The organism is Rickettsia helvetica (assembly GCF_963970025.1).
GTDB classification, from domain to species: Bacteria; Pseudomonadota; Alphaproteobacteria; order Rickettsiales; family Rickettsiaceae; genus Rickettsia; species Rickettsia helvetica.
On sequence record NZ_OZ018776.1, the window covers coordinates 1,003,108 to 1,021,929 of the forward strand.

Consider the following 18,822-nt stretch of genomic DNA (forward strand, 5'->3'; position numbering starts at 1 on the left):
TATAAAGTTATTTCTATATTAATATAAATGTATATACAGTTTTATTAAAGTAAAAATCGATAAATTTTTGTAAAAACTACATATTTTTAATAATATTTGAGCTAGAAAGTGTACCTATATTAGGATGTTATAGTAAGTCAATAACTTCTATTACTTTTGCATTTATTAATTTGGCTTGAATTTGTTTATTTATTAACTGAGGATCGTGCTTTGTTACAGCGATTACAGAAGGACAAATGTTTTGCACTAACCGAGCATAATCATTAAAATCTTTTAGTTTAGGTAATATAAGTACTTTATCAACAAATGTGAAAGAACTTAAAATTTTTGCTCGTTGTAATTGATTATAGATAGGTTGACGTTTTTTATATTTAATAATTGTTTCATCTGGCTCTAAAGCAACGATTAAGTATTTACCTTGTTTTTTAGCTTTGCATAGAAATTCTATATGACCGTAATGTAATAAATCAAAACAACCGCCTACTAGAACTATTTCACTATTTATAGGACAGTTTTTATTTAAAGAAATATTCTCATAATATTCTATTTTGGGCAATTTAACAGAATTATAGTTAGATGAACATAATATAAGATTTATAAAAATTAATAAAAATAGGAAAAGTCTAGGCATAACCTTCATCTATATAAGTTAACAAAAATTAACTTATATAAAAAATTTAATTTTAATTAATAAAAAACTAATAAAACAGAAATAAAACAAAATTTTACAATTTTCTATTGTAATTTGTTTATATATAGTTCATATTATTATTAGTAATGAAAAATTGATTCAAATAATCTTCAGAGCAATTTTTAATGAATGATACTGCACTATCTTATGATTTTAATGGCATATTACCATCATCTTTTATTAGTGCACGTCTCAGGAAAATCCTCACCTCTGCCTCCTTATTATTATTTATAGGATTAGTTGTTTTTGTCTCTTTTGCCGTTAATAATTATGTTAACGACACTTTATCCATAACTTTAGTACAACCTGATAGTAGTGAAGAAGAAACAGTTTCATTTAAAGAAGTAGTAGTAAAAAAAGGCGATACTATAAAGTCAATTTTGAAAGAACAAAATATCCCTAAAAATGAAATAGAAAAAATTGTAAGTTTAGTAAAAGAAGGTAAATTATCTTCTGCTCTTAAAATAGGGCAGCAAATTACTTTTGAATATGAAACAAAAATTACCGAAAACGAGGATGAAGATTTAACCTCAGAGGTAATATTCTTAAATAAAATCGTTATAATTATCGATAAGCTAAAAACTATTGAAGTAATTAGAGAAGGTGATAATTTTAAAGTTGAAGAAATTATAGTACCTTTGAGTAAAAAAGTTGCTAAATCGTCGGTAAGTATTGAATCAAATTTTATGTCAGCCCTTAAAAAACTGGGTTTATCGAATAATAGTATAATAGAGCTGATTAATGCTTATGCCTATCAAATCGATTTTCAGCGTCAAATAAAAAGCGGTGATACTGCAACCGTAATAACGGAAAAATACGTAACGGAAGACGGTAAATTTTCCCACCACGGTAAAATTCTATATGTTTCATTAAATCTTTCAGGGAAAGAATATAATATATATCGTTATTCCCATGACAATAACGCAAATAATCATGCATTTTTTTCCGAAGACGGTAAAAGCGTAAAAAGAAGCTTACTTAAAACTCCGCTAAAAGTTATAAAAGTTTCTTCACATTACGGTAATAGAAAGCATCCGATACTCGGTTATACTAAAATGCATAAGGGGGTTGACTTTGCAGCTCCAACCGGTACGCCTATATATTCTGCAGGAAACGGAGTTATAACGGAAATAGGTTGGAAGTCGGGTTATGGAAAATTTATTCAGGTAAAACATAGCGGTACTCTATCTACTGCTTATGCTCATGCTTCAAATTTTGCAAAAAATTTAAAAGTGGGAAGTATCGTAAAACAAGGACAAATCATAGCATATGTCGGAAGTACTGGCAGAGCTACAGGTCCACATTTACATTATGAAGTTAAAATTGACGGCAAACATGTTAATCCTATGTCAGTTAAAACAACACCTGGTATAGAACTGAACGGAAAAGATTTAGAGAAATTTAAACAATTTAAAAAAGAAATAAAAACTTTAAATGTTAAGCTTGATAAGGAATTACAAGTAGCTAAGACAGTTAAAACTTCTTTGTAAAGAAATCGTCATTGCGAGGAAATTACGAAGTAATTGACGAAGCAATCTCAGGGTATTTGATGAGATTGCCACGCAGCCTACAGCTGCTCGCAATGATGATTAGGTATCCACGCAAAAATAATATAAGAGACATCTATTCATTACTCATTCACAAAACATCTATGTTCCTACTACTAAAAAAATTCTCTCTAACATTCGCTCGTAGTAGTCGTATAATAATAACCTTAGTGATTATTGATCAGTTAAGCAAATGGTGGTTTATTGATAATTTGAGATGGAAGCCAGGCTTAATGCTTAAGGTTACTTCTTTCTTAAATATGGTTTATACTTGGAATTACGGTATTAGTTTTGGATTAATGCATGATTATTATCAGTATAGTAATGCTATTTTCTTAATAACGAACACGCTTATTATCTGTTATTTATATTATTTGATGATACGTTCAAAAACGATAGGGAGTTTTGCAGGTTATAGCTTTGTAATCGGCGGTGCTGTCGGTAATCTAATGGATAGATTTTTTAGAGGAGCAGTTTTTGACTTCATCCATTTTCATTATCAGAATTATAGCTTCCCCGTATTTAATTTAGCTGATTGCTTTATTACAATAGGAGTCATTATCTTAATAGAAGATTATTATAGTACTAAAAAAGTTATTGAAGAAAAGGCTAAAGGGAATTATGATAATGCTCAAATTGAAGCTATGGCTGAAAAAATTCGTAATGTCGAACAAGGCAATGACGATAAAATATAACTTAAATTAAAGGTGTATAAGTGAAAAAGATTTTTTTATTATTTACTGTTTTATTAATTACTTCTGCTTGTAGTAAAAAGTTAAAAGAAACCGTAGGTATATCAACAGCCGGACCTAATGAGTATCAAGTACAGCGTGCTAAAGCACTAGAAGTTCCGCCTCATTATTATTTACCTGATCCTGGGAATAGTAAACCAACTTATAATAATATAAAAGGACAAGGTGAATTTAATGAAGGTGAGCAAGCATTAATGCAAGATATAAACTAAGATTTTTCTATTTTTTCGTCATTGCGAGGAAAAACTGCAAGTTTGACGAAGCAATCCAGTAAGAAATGCTGAAAATCAGCATTTCTTTATTATTTTTCTAGATTGCCACGCGGTCTTCGACCGCTCGCAATGACGATAAAGATCAAATCCTCTTATATTTAACTCATGAATTCTCATACAAAACAAAAAATAGGTGTTTTTGGGCTTGGTAAAACCGGTATATCGGTTTACGAGGAATTGCGAAATAAATATGATGTAATTGTTTATGATGATTTAAAAGCAAATAGAGATATATTTGAAGAATTATATAGTAAAACCGCTATTGCTGCTTTATCTGATTCAAGATGGCAAAATTTAGACAAAATTGTCTTAAGTCCTGGAATTTCTTTAACGCATGAGATAGTCAATATTGCAAAAAATTTTAATATTCCAATCACTTCCGATATAGACTTATTATTTGAAAAATCAAAAAACTTAAAATTTATAGCTATAACCGGTACAAACGGTAAAAGTACTACTACTGCTTTAATAAGCCATATCTTAAATAGTAATGGTTTAGACTATCCGGTTGCAGGTAATATTGGAGTTCCTGCTTTGCAAGCTAAAGCAAGTAAGGATGGGTATGTACTTGAATTGTCTTCTTTTCAGCTAGATCTAGTAAAAACCTTTACAGCTAAAATAGCAGTGCTTCTTAATATCACTCCCGACCATTTGGATAGATATCAAGACATGACCGGTTATATTGCAGCAAAATCTAAGATTTTCAATCGAATGGATAAAGAGAGTTATGCAGTAATTAATATCGATAATGATTATTGTCGTGAGATTTTTATGCTATTACAGCAAGAGCAGCGTATAAAACTAATTCCTTTTTCGGTTACTAAAATTCTTGAAAACGGTATTTCGGTAGTTGATGATAAAATTAAAGATAATGATATAAGTTATAAATTATCGTTTAATAAAAATTTGCAAGGACTTCACAATTGTGAGAATATTGCAGCAAGTTATGCAGTAGCTAAAATAATAGGAGTAGAACCTAAAAAAATACTTGAGTATATAAGTAGTTTTCAAAGTTTACCTCATAGAATGCAATATATTGGTAGTATAAATAATATAAGTTTTTATAATGATAGTAAAGCAACAAATGCCATATCTGCCGTGCAATCAATTAAAGCACTCGATAATATTTACTGGCTTGTGGGAGGAATCCCTAAAGAGAGTGGTATTGAGGAAATAAAGCCTTATTTCAGTAAAATTAAGAAAGCTTATTTTTATGGTCAAGCTAAAGAAATGTTTGCAGATACGGTTAAAAATATAGTAGATTTTGTAATATGTGATGATCTTGAGCAGGCTTTCGATCTTGCTTATAAGGATGCAGTAGGTGATAACGCGGAGGTAAAAAATATCTTGTTAGCACCTAGTTGTAGCTCATATGATCAGTTTAAAAATTTTGAAGAGCGTGGAGAATTGTTTATAAAATTGTGTGCCGCTCTCAATGTCATTCCTGCGGAAGCAGGAATCTATAAACAGATGTCGCCCCGTGGCTTGACCACGGGGTCCAGTTCATAATATAATTATTAATATTATAAATTGTATTTCTAGATCTAGCTCACAAGTTGCGGTATGACATACTGAATTTATTGATCCATGCAATAACATCATAAATATAGCAATAATTGAATAACTATAATATGAATAACGAAATATCTAATAACTTTATAAAATTATGGTGGCGGAGTACCGATAGGCAAATAATAATTTCTTTAATTATCTTATTTGCTTTTAGTCTAATGCTTGTTACTACCTCAGGTTCGGCAGTAGCAAGTAGAATAGGGCTTGAAGAAAGTTATTTTGCATCTAGACAAATATTTTATTTAGCTGCCGCTTCAGGGCTTATATTATTATTTTCATGTCTTAATAAAAAATGGTTAAGGCGTTTTGCAATAGTTGGGTTTATTGCTAGTATAGTTTTATTAATAGCAGTTAAATTTTTTGGCTATGAAGTAAAAGGGGCAGTGCGATGGATTAATATTCTAGGTCTATCTATTCAGCCTTCGGAATTTATCAAACCGTTTTTTGCAGTTGTTACGGGCTGGATATTATCGCTAAAATTTAATGATGATTTTCCAAGTTTTACGATTTGTGTAATACTTTATTCTATTGTTGCTATTCTCTTAATTCTTCAGCCGGATTTTGGAATGCTTGTAATGATTACGGCAGTTTTCGGTATTCAGCTGTTTATTGCGGGTATGCCGATATTTTGGATTGTTCTAGCGGGTTTTTTAGGAATGATAGGAGTAACTATTGCTTATTTTTGGTTACCTCACGTAACGCAAAGAATTAATTCATTTTTAGATCCCGATAGTAGCGAGAATTATCAAGTTAGTAAGTCTCTTAAGGCTTTTGAGCATGGCGGTTTATATGGACGTGGTCCAGGGGAGGGAGCAGTAAAGCAGGTACTACCCGACTCGCATACGGATTTTATTTTTGCTGTAGCAGGTGAGGAATTTGGAGCTATTATTTGCCTTATTGTTATAGGTATATTTGCTTTTATAGTATTAAGAAGTCTTATTAAATTATTAAACGAAACAGATAAATTTATACAATTTGCTGCTAGCGGTATAATTGCACAATTAGGGCTTCAGGCAATAATTAATATGGGTGTGACTTTACATTTACTTCCTACTAAAGGTATGACATTACCGTTTATTAGTTACGGTGGTTCTTCAACGCTTGCAATAGCTATCGCTACCGGTATGCTTCTTAGCTTTACAAGGCACCGAACACCTTTAAATTCATACAAAATTCGTAATATTGAAATATGGCAAAAATAGTTTTAGTAGCAGGTGGCACGGGCGGGCATTTTTTTCCGGCAGTCGCTCTTGGGGAAGAATTAGTGAAACGTGGGTATGAAGTTCATTTTATTACTGATTTAAGATGCAAAAAATATATAAATCAGGATATGAAAGTAATTTTTCATATCTTAGATTTAAAACGATCAAGTAATATTTTTTTATTTTTACCGAAATTATCAATTGCGGTTTTAAAAGCTATTAGATTATTATATAATATGAAGCCTTCCATCATTGTAGGATTTGGCGGTTATCCTGTTGTAGCCCCAATGTTTGCGGCAATTTTTTTAAGAGTACCGATTATAATTCATGAACAGAATTCTTACCTTGGAAAAGTTAATAAATTTTTTGCAAGCTTTGCTAAAAAGATAGCTATTTCTTATGAAAACGTAAAGAATTTACCGGAATTTGCAAAAAGTAAAATAGTAGTTACCGGTGGGATAGTTAGGAGGAATATTAGGGAGTTAAAGGTTATAAATAAAGAATTAGAAATGTCACCCCGTGGCTTGACCACGGGGTCCAAAAAACCTTTAATAAAGAGACTTGATGCCGTGGTCAAGCCATGGAATGACAAAGATAATATTTTTACTATATTCATCTTCGGCGGTAGTCAAGGAGCTAAGTTATTTTCAGAGCTGATACCTGCAAGTATCCAAATTTTGATGCAAAAACAGCCAAGTCTTGAATTAAATATAATCCAGCAAGCAGCATTAGATGATCAAGTAAAAATAAAAGATATATACTCGAAATTAAACATTACTTATGAATTTGCCGAATTTTTTGATAATATGGCATTACAATATAAAGAAGCCGATTTAGTGATTTCAAGAGCAGGAGCATCTACTATAGAAGAATTGACCTATATAGGGTTGCCGGCAATCTTTATTCCACTGCCTAGTGCTGCGGATAATCATCAATATTACAATGCAAAATTATTGGAAGATAAAAAAGCAGGATGGTGTTTAGAGCAGAATAATATTTCTGCAGGAAAATTAGCAGATAAAATACTCGATTTGATAAGTAATCCCAAGATATTAGAGGATGCTTCACAAAATTTATTAAAAAGAAGAAAAGAAGGGCATAAGTTATTAAGTAACCTAATAGAAGAGGTGTATACTCGATGAACTTTAAAAATTGGCTACGTCACATCCTACAAGTACTGCGGTGCTCGCGTATTAAGTCTCCGCTCCTCGTCTTGTGGATTCCTTGCTCTTTTTGAAGTTGATCTTCGTATACTAACTCTTCATTTACTCGAAGTAGATAAAAAATACCTCAAAATAACAATAATTTAATTAAGCACACAGAAGTTCGGCTCTTTATTCTTGCAAGTTTGGCTATTATGTGGCATTAATCATAATAGACTTCCTGCATAACTTGCTTCTAAGGGTAATTTGTATGTCGATCCGGTACTCGAATCCTCACGTACTAAGTGTACGCTGCGGTTCTGTATTCCGTGTCTCCTTCAAATTCCTTCTTATTAGCTACGTTATACAGGAAGTCTAATAAAAGTTTTGGAATAATATAAATATATGTTAAAAAAAATTATAATATTATTTTTAGGAATGTTTTTACTTTCAGCTTGTACCGATAATTTTAGAAGCTATTTTCAAAGATCCGCAAATAATAGATTGATTGATAGTAAAGGTGCTAAAGGCGGCAAAAGAAAACCTGTATATAATAATAAATATATTACTTTGGCTAAAAAGAATATAGTAGAAGATAATCTTGATTATGATAACGGCGATGGTGAGGACTATGATAGCGATAGTCCTTTAAGAGGAGAGAGAATCGATCCTGTAAAGAAAAATCGTGAAATGTATCTTAAGATGATTAAAAGGGATATAGCAAGGCAAAAAGCAGAAGCCGGCTTCGCTGAATCCGATGATGATATGACTTTAAGTAGAGCGAATAAAAAGATTAGAAAAGACGATAGTGATAAAGAAAAAAAGATGCAAGAGGAATTAAATCAGATAAAAGCAATGCTTAGAGAAACTAAGCGTGATATATCAAAATATACTTGTCCAAATGCTACAGTAAACCAAAATTATGCACCACCCGTTACAAATTATGAGCCTGTAAATTATCCACCGGTAAAAAATAGTAAGCCGTATAATAATAATTCTAAGGTAAAGCAAAAATTTATCCGTGAAGATGATGATAACGGCAGTAATGCTTGTTCGATATAATATAGGTTATTCCTGCTTCCACAGGAATGGCATACTATGTGATAAATATATTACTATTTAATAGGTTTATTATTTATTAATAAAAATTAATATCTGAATATAGAAATATGTTAAATTTATTAATAGGTATATTATGAAAAGTAAACTCTCAGCAAGTACTGCTAGTCTTACCTCTATAAAAGGTCTTCAAAACCCTATTGTTACTGAAATAAAAGAATTAACAAAAAAATTACATTTTAAAGATCAAGAGCTTGAAAAAGCTTACGGGATGGCTTCAGATGATGTTTCTATTCAAGCAACAAGAGAATAGATATTATATGCTTTAAAAGCTGTAGAATCTGCAAAACAATATTTGACAGACAAGACACAAGAATTTTGTAATAAATTAAATGACTACGGCATTTGTGTTGCTTATTCATTTGCTAGTTATAAAAAAAGCAGTAAGGGTATATTGGAATTTTTATCACCTTATTTATTAAAAAACGCCTTTGATATAGAATATATAAAGGCATATATTCCTGAAGCATATATAAAAAAGAGAGTAATAAAAATGATGTTATGGAATTGCTTGGTAAACGAGAAGTCAGAGACTATTTAGATCAAAAGTCTTCTGAGTTAGTAAATAAATCGCCTGTACCGTCTACCCCCTCTACAACGGATACATTTAATTATGATAGTGATGAAATTATGGTTGCTGGAGAAGAGAAAACGGCGCCGAATACTGAACAAGCTTGATATAATACTAATAGTAAATTACAAAAGTAATTTGCTATTAGTAATACATCTTTATTCACAATTAATACTCGTGCTATCGCCCGTTCCATCATTTCCCAAACATTTTAATTCTTGTATGGTTTTACTATACCACAACATTTTGATTTATAAGCGGCATATCCAATAGGAAGTCCAAGTATAAGTGCTACACCGATAATATTGAAACTCAGATACATCCAATCATTAGTACTATATTGTGAAGTTTCTACTTCAGACGTATTATTAAGGTTACTTATTGTTTCTATCCAATTGTCTAGATATGAATTATTTGATACAGTAATCTCCTTTCGCTATTCCTATTCGGTCTGAATCTTATTATACATGCTTCATAAATTGCTTCATGCGAAGATTTGTTGCCGGTTCTCTCAAGTTCTAGAGCAAAATCAATTATCATAATAGCGTTTTTCTTAACGATACCGATTAGCATAATAAGCCCGACAAATCCGTACATATCAAGTTCGCTATTAAATATTAGCAACGTAAGCAATGTTCCAAAAATAGCGGTAGGTAGCCCTGAAAGTATGGTTATAGGATGCACAAAGCTTTCATATAACATGCCACAAGGATAATGTAAATAACTATAACGGCAAGCCCAAGCAATAAGCCAAGATCGGAAAAAGATGACTGAAATGCCTGCTGAGCCGTTCCTTGGAAGCTTCCCGTAATCGTAGCCGGCATTTGAAGTTCTCTTATAGCTTCATTGACTTTTGGAATGGCATCACTAATTGAATATCCATCTTGTAGGTTAAATGATACAGTAACTGAAGGTAATTATCCAAAATGTGAAATACTAAGAGGACCAACAGTATTAACAATTTTAGCAAGTGTCGTTAACGGTACTAAAATTGCCGTTTGCGGAGTTAATATTGACTAAAGATAACATTGACGAATCTGTTTGATATTTAGGATCTAGCTCTAAAATAACGTCATATTGAGCTGTTGGGGTATATAATATTGAAATCTGCTCAGCACCGTAAGCTGTGTATAGGATATTCTGGATTTGCTCGACTGATATACCGAGTTTTGCAGCTTTATATCTATCAATCTGCACTAAAGTTTGTGGTTGTGCTATTTGTAAGTCCGAGGTCACGTCAATAAAACCCGGAAGAGTTACGAGCTTGTCTTTTAATTTCGGTGCAAAACTAAATAGCTCATCTTGATCGAGTCCTTACATAGTATATTGATATTGGCTTTTTGTGGCCTGTCCTCCGATCGTAATAGTGGATATGTTTTGGATATATACCCTTAAAACCTACTAAATGATTTAGTTTTGAACGTAACTGATCTATAACAGCGTCGGCACCTATTCTTTGATCACGAGGTTTTAAACTAATAAAAATCGTACCCTGATTTACGGCAGAGTTTCTACCTGAAACACCGACTGCCGAAAAGAATGAATCTATGTTAGGATTTTTAAGTAATACATCGCTTACTTGCTGTTGTTCTTTTACCATCGCATCAAAAGAAATAGTTTGAGCGGCTTCGGTAAAAACTAAGATTTATCCCGTATCGGAATCAGGCATAAAGCCTTTACGTACTTTTCCAAATAAATAAGCCGTTGCGATAATTACTAAGAGAAATATAAGCATAGTAGTTTTTGAATGCTCTACTACTATTTTTAGGCTGCTACCATATTTTTGTTTGACATATTCAAAGGCTTTTTCTGTTAGTAATAACTCATCATTGCGAGCAGTCGTAGACTGCGTGGCAATCTCGGTTTGTTATCCTGAGATTGCCGCTTCGCTTCGCTCCTCGCAATGACGTTGTTTTTCCTCATCCCTCAAAAATACATTACATAACATAGGAGTTACGGTTATTGAAATAACTCCCGAAAGCAAAATAGCGGTAGTAATAACAACGGCAAGTTCGTGCAGTAATTTTCCTAAAATTCCGCTCATAAATAATATCGGGATGAATACCGCCATTAGGGATAAAGTCATTGATACTATAATAAAACCTATTTCTTTAGTACCGTTAATACATGCTGCTATTTTATTCTCGCCTTTTTCCATATGTCGTGTGATATTTTCAAGCACTACTATTGCATCGTCTACTACAAACCCCATTGCAAGGGTTAGAGCCATTAAAGACATATTATCTATGCTATAACCGAATAAGTACATAAAGGCAAAAGTACCGACAATTGATAAGGGGAGGGCAATAGTTGGAATAATCACGGATCGTAAATTATGTAGGAAGAGAAATATAGCAATCACTATGAGTATTAAAGCGAGGAGCATCGTAAAATTGGCATCATTTACCGATGCCCTGAATAGAAATTGACCTATCAAACATAATATTTATATTAACGCCCTCAGGGATTTGCCTACGAAGTAACGGTAATACTTTTTTTATAGAGTCGACTATTTCAATAGTATTAGTATCCGGTTGTTTCTGAATAGCAAGTATTACCCCAGGCTTATCCCTATACCAAGCAGCTATTTTATTGTTAGCTACACTATCAATGGTTTTCCTGATATTTTTAAGAAAAAGCGGATTACCGTTTTTATAAGTTAATATTAACTCATTATATTCTTTAGCATTTTGTAATTGCCGGGGGCTCTAATGCTTGAATAGATATCTTTACCGTATAAAGCTCCGGTAGGTAAGTTAACGTTAGTAGAGCTGATAATATTTGATACTTGATCAAGCCCTATATTAGCTGCTATTTTAACCGGATCAACCTGTACACGCACTGCATATTGCTGTGAGCCGTAAACTTGTACCTGTGCAACACCCGGTAACATTGATAAACGCTCAGCCATAATTGTTTCGGCATAATAGTCCACGGTATATAAGGGTAGGGTATCAGAAGTTAAAGATAAATAAAATATAGGTGCATCGGCAGGATTTACTTTACGATACGAGGGCGGGGTAGGTAAGTGTCGTGCGGTAGCTGCTTAGCAGCGGATGAGATAGCTGCTTGTACGTCTTGTGCCGCTGCATCTATATCACGATCTAAATTAAACTGCAAAGTAATTTGAGTAGTACCGTTACTATTAGCCGAACTCATCGAATCAATATCGGATATTGTCGAGAATTGTTTTTCAAGCGGTAATGCGACTGAAGACGCCATAGTAGTTGGGTCAGCTCCAGGCAAAGCTTACCGAAACCTGAATAGTCGGGAAATCAATGTCAGGTAAAACGCTTACCGGTAATAGCTTATAGCCAAATGCTCCAAACAGCAAAATAGTTGCCATGAATAAAGTAGCAAGAACCGGACGCTTAGTAAATATTTCTGAAATACCCAATGAGTTTTCTCCTGTTTTATATTTAGGTCGTCATATTGTCATCCCATGGCTTGACCATGGGATCTTGTGCCGCAAATCGTATCCTGAGATCCCACGATCAAGTCGCGGGATGACAGTTAAACTACTCCTCCCTAACACTCACCTCTGCTCCGTTAGATAATCGTAGCTGCCCGTTGGTGCTTACCGTTTCTCCCTTATCTATACCGCTTTTAATAATAATAAAATCATCATTAGAAAAAACTATATCTATATTCTTGACCACAGCTTTATTATCTTTATCGACAACAAATACATAAGGTCCTTGATCGTTAGTTTGCATGGCTTTAGACGGAACTATTATTTTCTATATAAATTGTTAAAGACACATGCACAAACTGTCCCGGCCATAATGCTTCATCTTGATTAGGTAATGTTGCTTTAACTTTGATAGTACCGCTATTTGGATCAATTGAGTTATCGACAAAAACGATCTCACCGTCTTTAATTTCCTGATCGCTTGTGGTTCTAACCGTCAAAGCCAAATCATTAGATTTTTGAGATTTATTTATTCTATCTGAATGTTCTTCAGGTACGGAGAAACTGACATAAATAGGCGAGATGGTATTTATAGTGACTAGACTCGCAAAATCCGGCGACACTAAATCACCTATATCCATATTACTCTCACTAAGTTTACCGTCAAAAGGAGCTACTATTTTTGAATACTCGATTTGTAAATTAGCGTCTGCAATAATTGCTTTATCTCGCTCTACGGCAGCTTTAAGCATATTCATATTAGTCAACATCTATAAATACTGCTCTTCCGAAATGGCTTTTTCCTCGTATAAAGCACGATATCTTGCCTCTTCTTTTATAGCATTCTTAAGGTTATAAGTATCACTTAGTAAATTTGCTTGTGCTTGCTGTAATTGATTTTGAAACGGACGAGAATCGATTTCATATAATAAATCACCTGCCTTTACTTCTTGTCCGTCATCAAAATTTACGCTTAATATTTGTCCCGTAACTTGAGATTTAATATCGGCACTTTGGTAAGTTTTAGCCGCTCCTGCAAGTTCTATCACATAAGGTACGTCTTCTGATAACTTTTATTACCTCAACCGGAGCTGCTATTATTATTTGCTTATTGTTTTTATGATGATGTTTTATTGTCCAAACCACTAATATTACCGTCAGTACTAGTAATGTTATCAATATCAAATTCCGCATTATTATTTTAAGCATTGTTTTAATGTGTTTGTGTTATTATGATTGTCATTGCGAGGAGTGAAACGATAAAGCAATCTCAGGAGTTTGTTATTATTTCATGAGATTGCCGCGCTCCTATGGTCGCTCGCAATGACGTTGTGAGTACTACCACTCTCCCACCCAAAGCATGGAAAATATTAACCATACTACTTAACTGTGAAAGTTTTATAGACACCCCGTCAATTTCGTTTTGTAGTACGTTTTGCTTTGCGGTAAACACTGTTAAGTAATCTATATTACCTCGTTTATAACGCTGATCAGCAAGCTTAAATATAGAATTAAAGCTGCTTCGTTTTGCTGCCAAATATGAAAATTATTACTTGATGTTTGTCCTGCCGATAAAGCATCCATAACTTCCCCAAAAGCCGTACGTACTACCGATTTATATACGGCTATATACTGCTCTTTAACGCTTTTGGCAATTTGTACATTAGCTCTAGTTTTGCCAAAATCAAAAATAGGTCCTGCTATATTGCCGCCTACCTGCCAAGTCTCAGCTGAGTTAGTAAATAGAGTATTAAGTTTATTGCTACCAAAACCAAGTAAACCTGTTAAAGAAATTTGCGGACAATAAGTAGCTTTTATTGCTTTTAAGTTTGCGTCTGCTGCTAGTAAATTCTGCTCTGCCGCTTTAATATCCGGTCTTTGCTCTAAAAGTTCTGACGGTAATATTTTGGTAATACCGGTAGAGCAGGGAAGTAATCTATTGGTTTATTATGATAAATTAAGCCATTTACTATATTTTCAGGCGTTCTACCTACTAAAATTTTTAAAGCGGTTTCCTGCTCATGTCTTTGTTGTTTTAAAGGCGGCAATGATAAATTAGTAAGGGCAAGTTCAGAAGTAGCCTCACTAACCGATATTGAATCACCCACACCAAGATTATATAATTTCTGATTTAATTTATAAATTTCCGTTTGAGCCTCAATTAGTTTTTCAGTTAGATATATTTGTTTGTCTAATGCTAAAAGATTAAAGTAACTTATGATAACGTTACTTATAACCGATAAACGTACCGCTGCCTTGCTATACCCGGTTGCAAGGAAAGTTTTTTTAGCCGATTCGCTAGCATTTACGGCTGCCCCCCATAAATCTAGTTCATAATTAAGCACGCTTGCTAGCCCAAAATTATTAGAAAATTTTGGCTCATTCGGTGCTTTTGTTTCCTTGCTATTTTTTGTTCGATTTGCTCCGCCTTGTAAATTAATTTGTGGAAATCTATAAGAATTAACAAGATTAAGCTGAGCTTTCGCTGCTAGCACATTACTCATTGCCAGTTCAATATCGGAGTTACCGGTTAAAGATTCTTCGATTAGGTTATTTAACACCGGATCGTTAAATTGCAGCCACCACTTGGAGAATGCATTATTATTTTGTTCTAGAGAATAATTATTCCAATTAGTAGGTAATGGGAGGTTAGGGGGATATTATCGTGTTTTGTATTATAACTACATAGTAGGAATAAAAAAATTGATGTAATTAGTATGTTATACTTACCCACATTTAGGTCATTCCTCATTGTCATCCCGCGACTTGATCGCGGGATCCAGTCAAAAATGCTAAAACAACGTATATGATAAGTTATTTTCTGGATACCGTGGTCAAGCCACGGTATGACACCGAGTGCTTTTTTTGATCCACGCAGGAATGACATAAAACTCTTTTGTAGATTCATTAAAATAAATTAATATTATTAATGAATCTTTAAACTATTATGTCAATATAGACTATTATTTTTTCAACTAACTATTTTTATAATTACGTAATAATATTACTAACTTTTCAGAAACAATCTTAGTATCATAATTTTGTTGTAATTTTAGATAAGCATTTTTAGAAAACTCCTTTGCTTTTATAGGATTATCTATTAAGTGGGCAATTTTTTCTGCTAACTCTTCAGCAGAATCGGCTTTACAAATAAGCCCGTCTTGCATGTCGCTTAAGATTTCTGCAGGTCCTTCGGTATCTGTACTAACGATAGGCACGCTTGCCTCCATTGCTTCAAGCACTATAATTCCAAACGGTTCATGAAGAGACGGTAAGCAAAAAATATCGATCTGTTTAAAGAATTTATCTTTATAGTTAATCCACCCTATAAATGATATTTGATTTTGTAGATTAAGTGCCTGTACTAAAGCAATTAAATTATCTTTTTCTTCTCCGTCTCCACCTATAACTACATGAGTATCATATTTTTTTTCTTTCAAAAGTTTTATAGCTCTAATAAAAACATTAACACCTTTCTTAGCTACAAATCTTGCTAGTACACCAATTATAATAGGTTCTCTATATGTTTTATTTGGAGCAAAATCTTTACTAATATTTATCATGTTTGGTAAAATAAATATTTTAGATTCAGCAAAATTATTTTTTAGTAAATATTCTTTCATATGATATGTCAGAGCAATAACAAAATCACATTTACGTAGTCTTTTTAAAGTATAATTGTGAGCGATACCTATTAATTTAATGTTATGTGTTTTGGCAAGTTTACTAAAATTTATTGCTCTATTACCGTGTGCTATAATTATATCGGGCTTAGTCTTATGAATTATATATTTAAGAATAAGTACCGATAAGGGATCAAACGGTACTAAATTAGGTAGTTTAAAACTTGCATTACATAGAAAGGAGTTTATTTTTGCTTTGTAAGAAGTGATATTTATAACCTCAATTTTTTGCATTTCAAGAGCTGTGTTATAATCTAAGAATGCTTGCTGAATGCCGCCAAGGTCACGGCTTAGCATAATATTGAGTACTTTCATTTCTATTTTTACATATAATAACTTCATTATAGCAAATTTCAAGAAATTTGCTATAATATACTTCGAGTAAATGAAGAGTTGATATACGAAGGTCAATTTCAAAAAGAGCAAGGAGTTCACAAGGTGAGGAATGCAGCGTATACTTAATACGTGAGTACCGGAGCTCTTGTAGAACGACGTAGCCAATTTTTGGAATTCACCGAGTATACAATCTTAAATATTATAATTGATTATGATTAGTAAAATTAATTTTGTAAAAATGCATGGTCTCGGTAATGATTTCGTGATCGTTAATAAACGAGATTTATCAAGTTCACATGATTTATCGCAGTTAGCAAAAAATATGACTGATCGTCATACGGGTATCGGTTGCGATCAGTTTATTATTTATGAAGAGCATACTGCAGATACTTCAAAAGTTGGAAGTCAAATAAGCGGTGAGCCTGCGGAGCGTAGAAAACTACGTGAGCAAAGGCGAATCCCAAAATTTGACGTACCAAATCTTGAAGTATCAAAGGTATATAATGATTTTTATGAAATGATTATATATAACATAGACGGCTCTAGTGCTAAATTATGCGGTAATGCTACAAGATGTTTAGCCAAGTTAATTTATCTTGATACGGGAAAGAAAGATATTACCGTAATGGTAGGCAATAAAAAATTGCTATGTAATGTGGAAGATGAAAATAAGATTAGCGTTAATGTAGGAACCGTTAGTTTTAATGAAGCTTGGATGCCGAGCCGTGATAAAATTTGGGAATTCGCAGAGCGTTATATGATTGATTTAAAGGAAACTATTTGCGTTGATATAGGTAATCCACATTTGGTTATTTTTAGTAAGTTAGAACCTCAAGATCAAAAAATTGTCGGTGAAAAATTGCAGGCTAAAGAATTATTCGCAGATGGGGTAAACGTTAATTTTGCTGAAGTAAAAGATAATAAAATCTATTTATCTGTTTGGGAGCGAGGGGCAGGGTTAACGCTTGCTTGCGGAAGCGGAGCTTGTGGTAGTTTTGCTGCCGGTTTAAAGCTCGGTTTTATCCATTCACCAAGTATGGTAGTATTTAAGCACGGTAACCTTACTATGAAAGAAGGAAACGGTAATATAATAATGCAAGGGGCAGCTATGCTTGTAGCACGTGGGGAATATTATTGTGAGCAATAATTTAAGACAAGAAGTAGTAACATTTGGCTGTAGACTTAATATTTACGAAAGTGCGATAATACGAAAAAACTTGGAATTATCGGGTATCGATAATGTGGCAATATTCAATACTTGTGCGGTAACTAAAGCAGCTGAGAAACAAGCAAGACAAGCTATCCGCAAGGCTAAAAAAAATAACCCTGATTTAAAAATTATCGTTACCGGCTGTAGTGCTCAAACAAGTCCGCAAATGTACGGTAATATGCCGGAAGTTGACAAAGTTATAGGTAATGAAGAGAAGTTATTACCTAATTACTATCAAATTACCGATGAAAAAATAACAGTTAACGATATAATGTCGGTGAAAGAGACGGCAGGTCATTTGATAAGTAGCTTTGACGGTAAATCTCGTGCTTTTATTCAGGTACAAAACGGTTGTGATCATTTTTGTACTTTCTGTATTATCCCTTACGGTAGAGGTAAAAGTAGATCAGTAGCAATAGGAGCTATAGCAGAGCAGGTAAAGCATTTAGTATTAAACGGCTTTAAAGAAGTAGTTTTTACCGGTGTCGATGTCACGGCTTACGGTAGTGATTTACCCGGGAATCCAACATTCGCACAAATGATTAAACGAGTTTTGAATTTAGTGCCTGAATTAAAGAGGCTTAGATTATCTTCAATAGATGTTGCAGAAATAGATGATGAACTTTTTGAGCTTATAGCTTATAGTGAAAAGATAATGCCGCATTTTCATATTAGCTTGCAAGCAGGCGACGATATGATATTAAAACGTATGAAAAGACGGCATAATAGAACAAACATAATAGAGTTTTGTCGAAAGCTGCGGGCAATAAGACCGGAAGTATCGTTTGGTGCAGATATTATAGCTGGTTTCCCGACTGAAACCCCTGAAATGTTTGAAAATACAAGAAAATTAATTTCAGAAGCGGAATTACAATATTTACATGTTTTTCCTTATTCGGAAAGAGAAGGAACGCCTGCAGCACGTATGCCGCAAGTACCGAAAGCTATAAGGAAAGAAAGAGCAGAAATTCTAAGACAAGAGGGGCAGAATCAGCTATTCGAGTTCTTTAAGAAGCATATAGGGCAGAAAGTGGAGCTATTAGTAGAGAATAATAATATTGCTCATACCGAGAATTTTATTCCGGTAAAGTTAGATAAACCTTTAGAAATAGGGCAGATATTTAAAGCGAAGTTGGTAGGTATAGAGGAAAGGCATATGAGGTGCGTTGTCATTCCCGCGTAGACCCAGAGTTGTCATTGCGAGCGAACATAGAGAGCGTGGCAATCTCATAAAGTAATACTAATTCCTGAGATTGCCGCGTCGAGGCTTCGCCTCTCCTCGCAATGACGTTCTACCGTACAATAAAAAATCA

At 33.4% G+C, this 18,822-nt stretch carries 19 protein-coding genes and 6 pseudogenes; 11 read left to right on the plus strand and 14 right to left on the minus strand.

Annotation, left to right across the window (positions count from 1 at the left end; all coding sequences use genetic code 11):
• Positions 1-127 precede the first annotated feature (127 nt).
• Positions 128-631, minus strand: a complete 504-nt coding sequence (locus AB1146_RS06040; protein ID WP_010423216.1) for an adenylyltransferase/cytidyltransferase family protein — start codon at positions 629-631, stop codon at positions 128-130.
• 185 nt (positions 632-816) lie between these two features.
• Between AB1146_RS06040 and AB1146_RS06045 the strand changes: the two genes are divergently transcribed.
• On the plus strand, positions 817-2,181 hold the full coding sequence (locus AB1146_RS06045) for a M23 family metallopeptidase (protein WP_010423213.1): 1,365 nt from the start codon (positions 817-819) through the stop codon (positions 2,179-2,181).
• Here AB1146_RS06045 and AB1146_RS08620 read toward each other — a convergent pair.
• A pseudogene (locus AB1146_RS08620) lies at positions 2,167-2,300 on the minus strand (polysaccharide polymerase); the annotation flags it as partial. The gene AB1146_RS06045 and the pseudogene AB1146_RS08620 sit on opposite strands and share 15 nt — an antisense overlap.
• 42 nt (positions 2,301-2,342) lie before the next feature.
• Here AB1146_RS08620 and lspA point away from each other — a divergent pair.
• The 5 genes from lspA (at position 2,343) to murG (ending at position 7,178) form a co-directional block, all read left to right on the plus strand.
• Complete coding sequence (gene lspA / locus AB1146_RS06050; RefSeq protein WP_010423210.1) at positions 2,343-2,933, plus strand: signal peptidase II; 591 nt, start codon at positions 2,343-2,345, stop codon at positions 2,931-2,933.
• Between the two features lie 20 nt (positions 2,934-2,953).
• The gene (locus AB1146_RS06055) at positions 2,954-3,202 is read left to right on the plus strand and encodes a DUF3035 domain-containing protein (protein ID WP_010423207.1); all 249 of its coding nucleotides are present in this window, start codon (positions 2,954-2,956) and stop codon (positions 3,200-3,202) included.
• A gap of 165 nt (positions 3,203-3,367) precedes the next feature.
• Positions 3,368-4,771, plus strand: coding sequence for a UDP-N-acetylmuramoyl-L-alanine--D-glutamate ligase (murD, locus tag AB1146_RS06060; RefSeq protein ID WP_010423205.1), 1,404 nt, complete (start codon positions 3,368-3,370; stop codon positions 4,769-4,771).
• A gap of 122 nt (positions 4,772-4,893) precedes the next feature.
• On the plus strand, positions 4,894-6,036 hold the full coding sequence (gene ftsW, locus AB1146_RS06065) for a putative lipid II flippase FtsW (protein ID WP_010423203.1): 1,143 nt from the start codon (positions 4,894-4,896) through the stop codon (positions 6,034-6,036).
• Positions 6,024-7,178 carry an undecaprenyldiphospho-muramoylpentapeptide beta-N-acetylglucosaminyltransferase gene (murG, locus tag AB1146_RS06070; protein WP_355403756.1) on the plus strand — a complete coding sequence of 385 codons (1,155 nt, stop codon included), beginning with the start codon at positions 6,024-6,026 and terminating at the stop codon, positions 7,176-7,178. Before ftsW ends, murG begins: the two co-directional genes overlap by 13 nt.
• 245 nt (positions 7,179-7,423) lie before the next feature.
• On the opposite strand, the pseudogene AB1146_RS06075 reads toward murG, so the two are convergent.
• A pseudogene (locus AB1146_RS06075) lies at positions 7,424-7,557 on the minus strand (palindromic element RPE1 domain-containing protein); the annotation flags it as partial.
• Positions 7,558-7,583: 26 nt separating this feature from the next.
• Between AB1146_RS06075 and AB1146_RS06080 the strand changes: the two are divergent.
• From AB1146_RS06080 to AB1146_RS06090, 3 genes are all read left to right on the plus strand, one after another.
• Positions 7,584-8,240: a hypothetical protein gene (locus AB1146_RS06080; RefSeq protein WP_010423195.1), complete on the plus strand. Its 657-nt coding sequence runs from the start codon at positions 7,584-7,586 to the stop codon at positions 8,238-8,240.
• A 133-nt stretch (positions 8,241-8,373) separates the two neighbouring features.
• Complete coding sequence (locus tag AB1146_RS06085) at positions 8,374-8,550, plus strand: hypothetical protein (protein WP_010423194.1); 177 nt, start codon at positions 8,374-8,376, stop codon at positions 8,548-8,550.
• Positions 8,551-8,798: 248 nt separating this feature from the next.
• Positions 8,799-8,975 carry a hypothetical protein gene (locus AB1146_RS06090; RefSeq protein ID WP_010423193.1) on the plus strand — a complete coding sequence of 59 codons (177 nt, stop codon included), beginning with the start codon at positions 8,799-8,801 and terminating at the stop codon, positions 8,973-8,975.
• Between the two features lie 382 nt (positions 8,976-9,357).
• Here the strand turns inward: AB1146_RS06090 and AB1146_RS06095 are convergent.
• The 11 genes and pseudogenes from AB1146_RS06095 to AB1146_RS06155 form a co-directional block, all read right to left on the minus strand.
• A pseudogene (locus tag AB1146_RS06095) lies at positions 9,358-10,122 on the minus strand (efflux RND transporter permease subunit); the annotation flags it as partial.
• Between the two features lie 43 nt (positions 10,123-10,165).
• Positions 10,166-11,254 (minus strand): annotated as a pseudogene (locus AB1146_RS06100) (efflux RND transporter permease subunit).
• 13 nt (positions 11,255-11,267) lie between these two features.
• A pseudogene (locus AB1146_RS06105) lies at positions 11,268-11,848 on the minus strand (efflux RND transporter permease subunit).
• A gap of 17 nt (positions 11,849-11,865) precedes the next feature.
• Positions 11,866-12,090, minus strand: a complete 225-nt coding sequence (locus AB1146_RS06110; protein ID WP_269572101.1) for an efflux RND transporter permease subunit — start codon at positions 12,088-12,090, stop codon at positions 11,866-11,868.
• Positions 12,091-12,100: 10 nt separating this feature from the next.
• Positions 12,101-12,265, minus strand: coding sequence for an efflux RND transporter permease subunit (locus AB1146_RS06115; RefSeq protein WP_156790185.1), 165 nt, complete (start codon positions 12,263-12,265; stop codon positions 12,101-12,103).
• A 121-nt stretch (positions 12,266-12,386) separates the two neighbouring features.
• A complete protein-coding gene (locus tag AB1146_RS06120; protein ID WP_040611315.1) occupies positions 12,387-12,584 on the minus strand; it encodes a hypothetical protein in 198 nt (65 codons plus the stop codon).
• Positions 12,585-12,588: 4 nt separating this feature from the next.
• Complete coding sequence (locus AB1146_RS06125; protein WP_232203616.1) at positions 12,589-13,038, minus strand: efflux RND transporter periplasmic adaptor subunit; 450 nt, start codon at positions 13,036-13,038, stop codon at positions 12,589-12,591.
• A gap of 12 nt (positions 13,039-13,050) precedes the next feature.
• On the minus strand, positions 13,051-13,329 hold the full coding sequence (locus tag AB1146_RS06130; RefSeq protein WP_029374803.1) for an efflux RND transporter periplasmic adaptor subunit: 279 nt from the start codon (positions 13,327-13,329) through the stop codon (positions 13,051-13,053).
• 221 nt (positions 13,330-13,550) lie between these two features.
• Positions 13,551-14,194: pseudogene (locus AB1146_RS06140) on the minus strand (TolC family protein).
• Positions 14,164-14,841, minus strand: a complete 678-nt coding sequence (locus AB1146_RS06145; protein ID WP_010423184.1) for a TolC family protein — start codon at positions 14,839-14,841, stop codon at positions 14,164-14,166. The pseudogene AB1146_RS06140 and the gene AB1146_RS06145 overlap by 31 nt, the downstream one beginning before the upstream one ends.
• A 414-nt stretch (positions 14,842-15,255) precedes the next feature.
• Positions 15,256-16,278, minus strand: coding sequence for a glycosyltransferase family 4 protein (locus AB1146_RS06155; protein ID WP_010423181.1), 1,023 nt, complete (start codon positions 16,276-16,278; stop codon positions 15,256-15,258).
• Between the two features lie 232 nt (positions 16,279-16,510).
• Between AB1146_RS06155 and dapF the strand changes: the two genes are divergently transcribed.
• The gene (dapF, locus tag AB1146_RS06160; protein WP_010423177.1) at positions 16,511-17,446 is read left to right on the plus strand and encodes a diaminopimelate epimerase; all 936 of its coding nucleotides are present in this window, start codon (positions 16,511-16,513) and stop codon (positions 17,444-17,446) included.
• On the plus strand, positions 17,421-18,692 hold the full coding sequence (mtaB, locus tag AB1146_RS06165; protein ID WP_010423175.1) for a tRNA (N(6)-L-threonylcarbamoyladenosine(37)-C(2))-methylthiotransferase MtaB: 1,272 nt from the start codon (positions 17,421-17,423) through the stop codon (positions 18,690-18,692). Before dapF ends, mtaB begins: the two co-directional genes overlap by 26 nt.
• Positions 18,693-18,822 lie beyond the last annotated feature (130 nt).

Bases quoted from the DNA above. Each gene is read 5' to 3' on its own strand.
- AB1146_RS06040 (WP_010423216.1), bottom strand. From the start codon at position 631: ATGCCTAGACTTTTCCTATTTTTATTAATTTTTATAAATCTTATATTA.
- AB1146_RS06045 (WP_010423213.1), top strand. From the start codon at position 817: ATGAATGATACTGCACTATCTTATGATTTTAATGGCATATTACCATCA.
- lspA (WP_010423210.1), top strand. From the start codon at position 2,343: ATGTTCCTACTACTAAAAAAATTCTCTCTAACATTCGCTCGTAGTAGT.
- murD (WP_010423205.1), top strand. From the start codon at position 3,368: ATGAATTCTCATACAAAACAAAAAATAGGTGTTTTTGGGCTTGGTAAA.
- ftsW (WP_010423203.1), top strand. From the start codon at position 4,894: ATGAATAACGAAATATCTAATAACTTTATAAAATTATGGTGGCGGAGT.
- murG (WP_355403756.1), top strand. From the start codon at position 6,024: ATGGCAAAAATAGTTTTAGTAGCAGGTGGCACGGGCGGGCATTTTTTT.
- AB1146_RS06080 (WP_010423195.1), top strand. From the start codon at position 7,584: ATGTTAAAAAAAATTATAATATTATTTTTAGGAATGTTTTTACTTTCA.
- AB1146_RS06085 (WP_010423194.1), top strand. From the start codon at position 8,374: ATGAAAAGTAAACTCTCAGCAAGTACTGCTAGTCTTACCTCTATAAAA.
- AB1146_RS06090 (WP_010423193.1), top strand. From the start codon at position 8,799: ATGGAATTGCTTGGTAAACGAGAAGTCAGAGACTATTTAGATCAAAAG.
- AB1146_RS06110 (WP_269572101.1), bottom strand. From the start codon at position 12,090: ATGGCGTCTTCAGTCGCATTACCGCTTGAAAAACAATTCTCGACAATA.
- AB1146_RS06120 (WP_040611315.1), bottom strand. From the start codon at position 12,584: ATGCAAACTAACGATCAAGGACCTTATGTATTTGTTGTCGATAAAGAT.
- AB1146_RS06125 (WP_232203616.1), bottom strand. From the start codon at position 13,038: ATGAATATGCTTAAAGCTGCCGTAGAGCGAGATAAAGCAATTATTGCA.
- AB1146_RS06155 (WP_010423181.1), bottom strand. From the start codon at position 16,278: ATGAAAGTACTCAATATTATGCTAAGCCGTGACCTTGGCGGCATTCAG.
- dapF (WP_010423177.1), top strand. From the start codon at position 16,511: ATGATTAGTAAAATTAATTTTGTAAAAATGCATGGTCTCGGTAATGAT.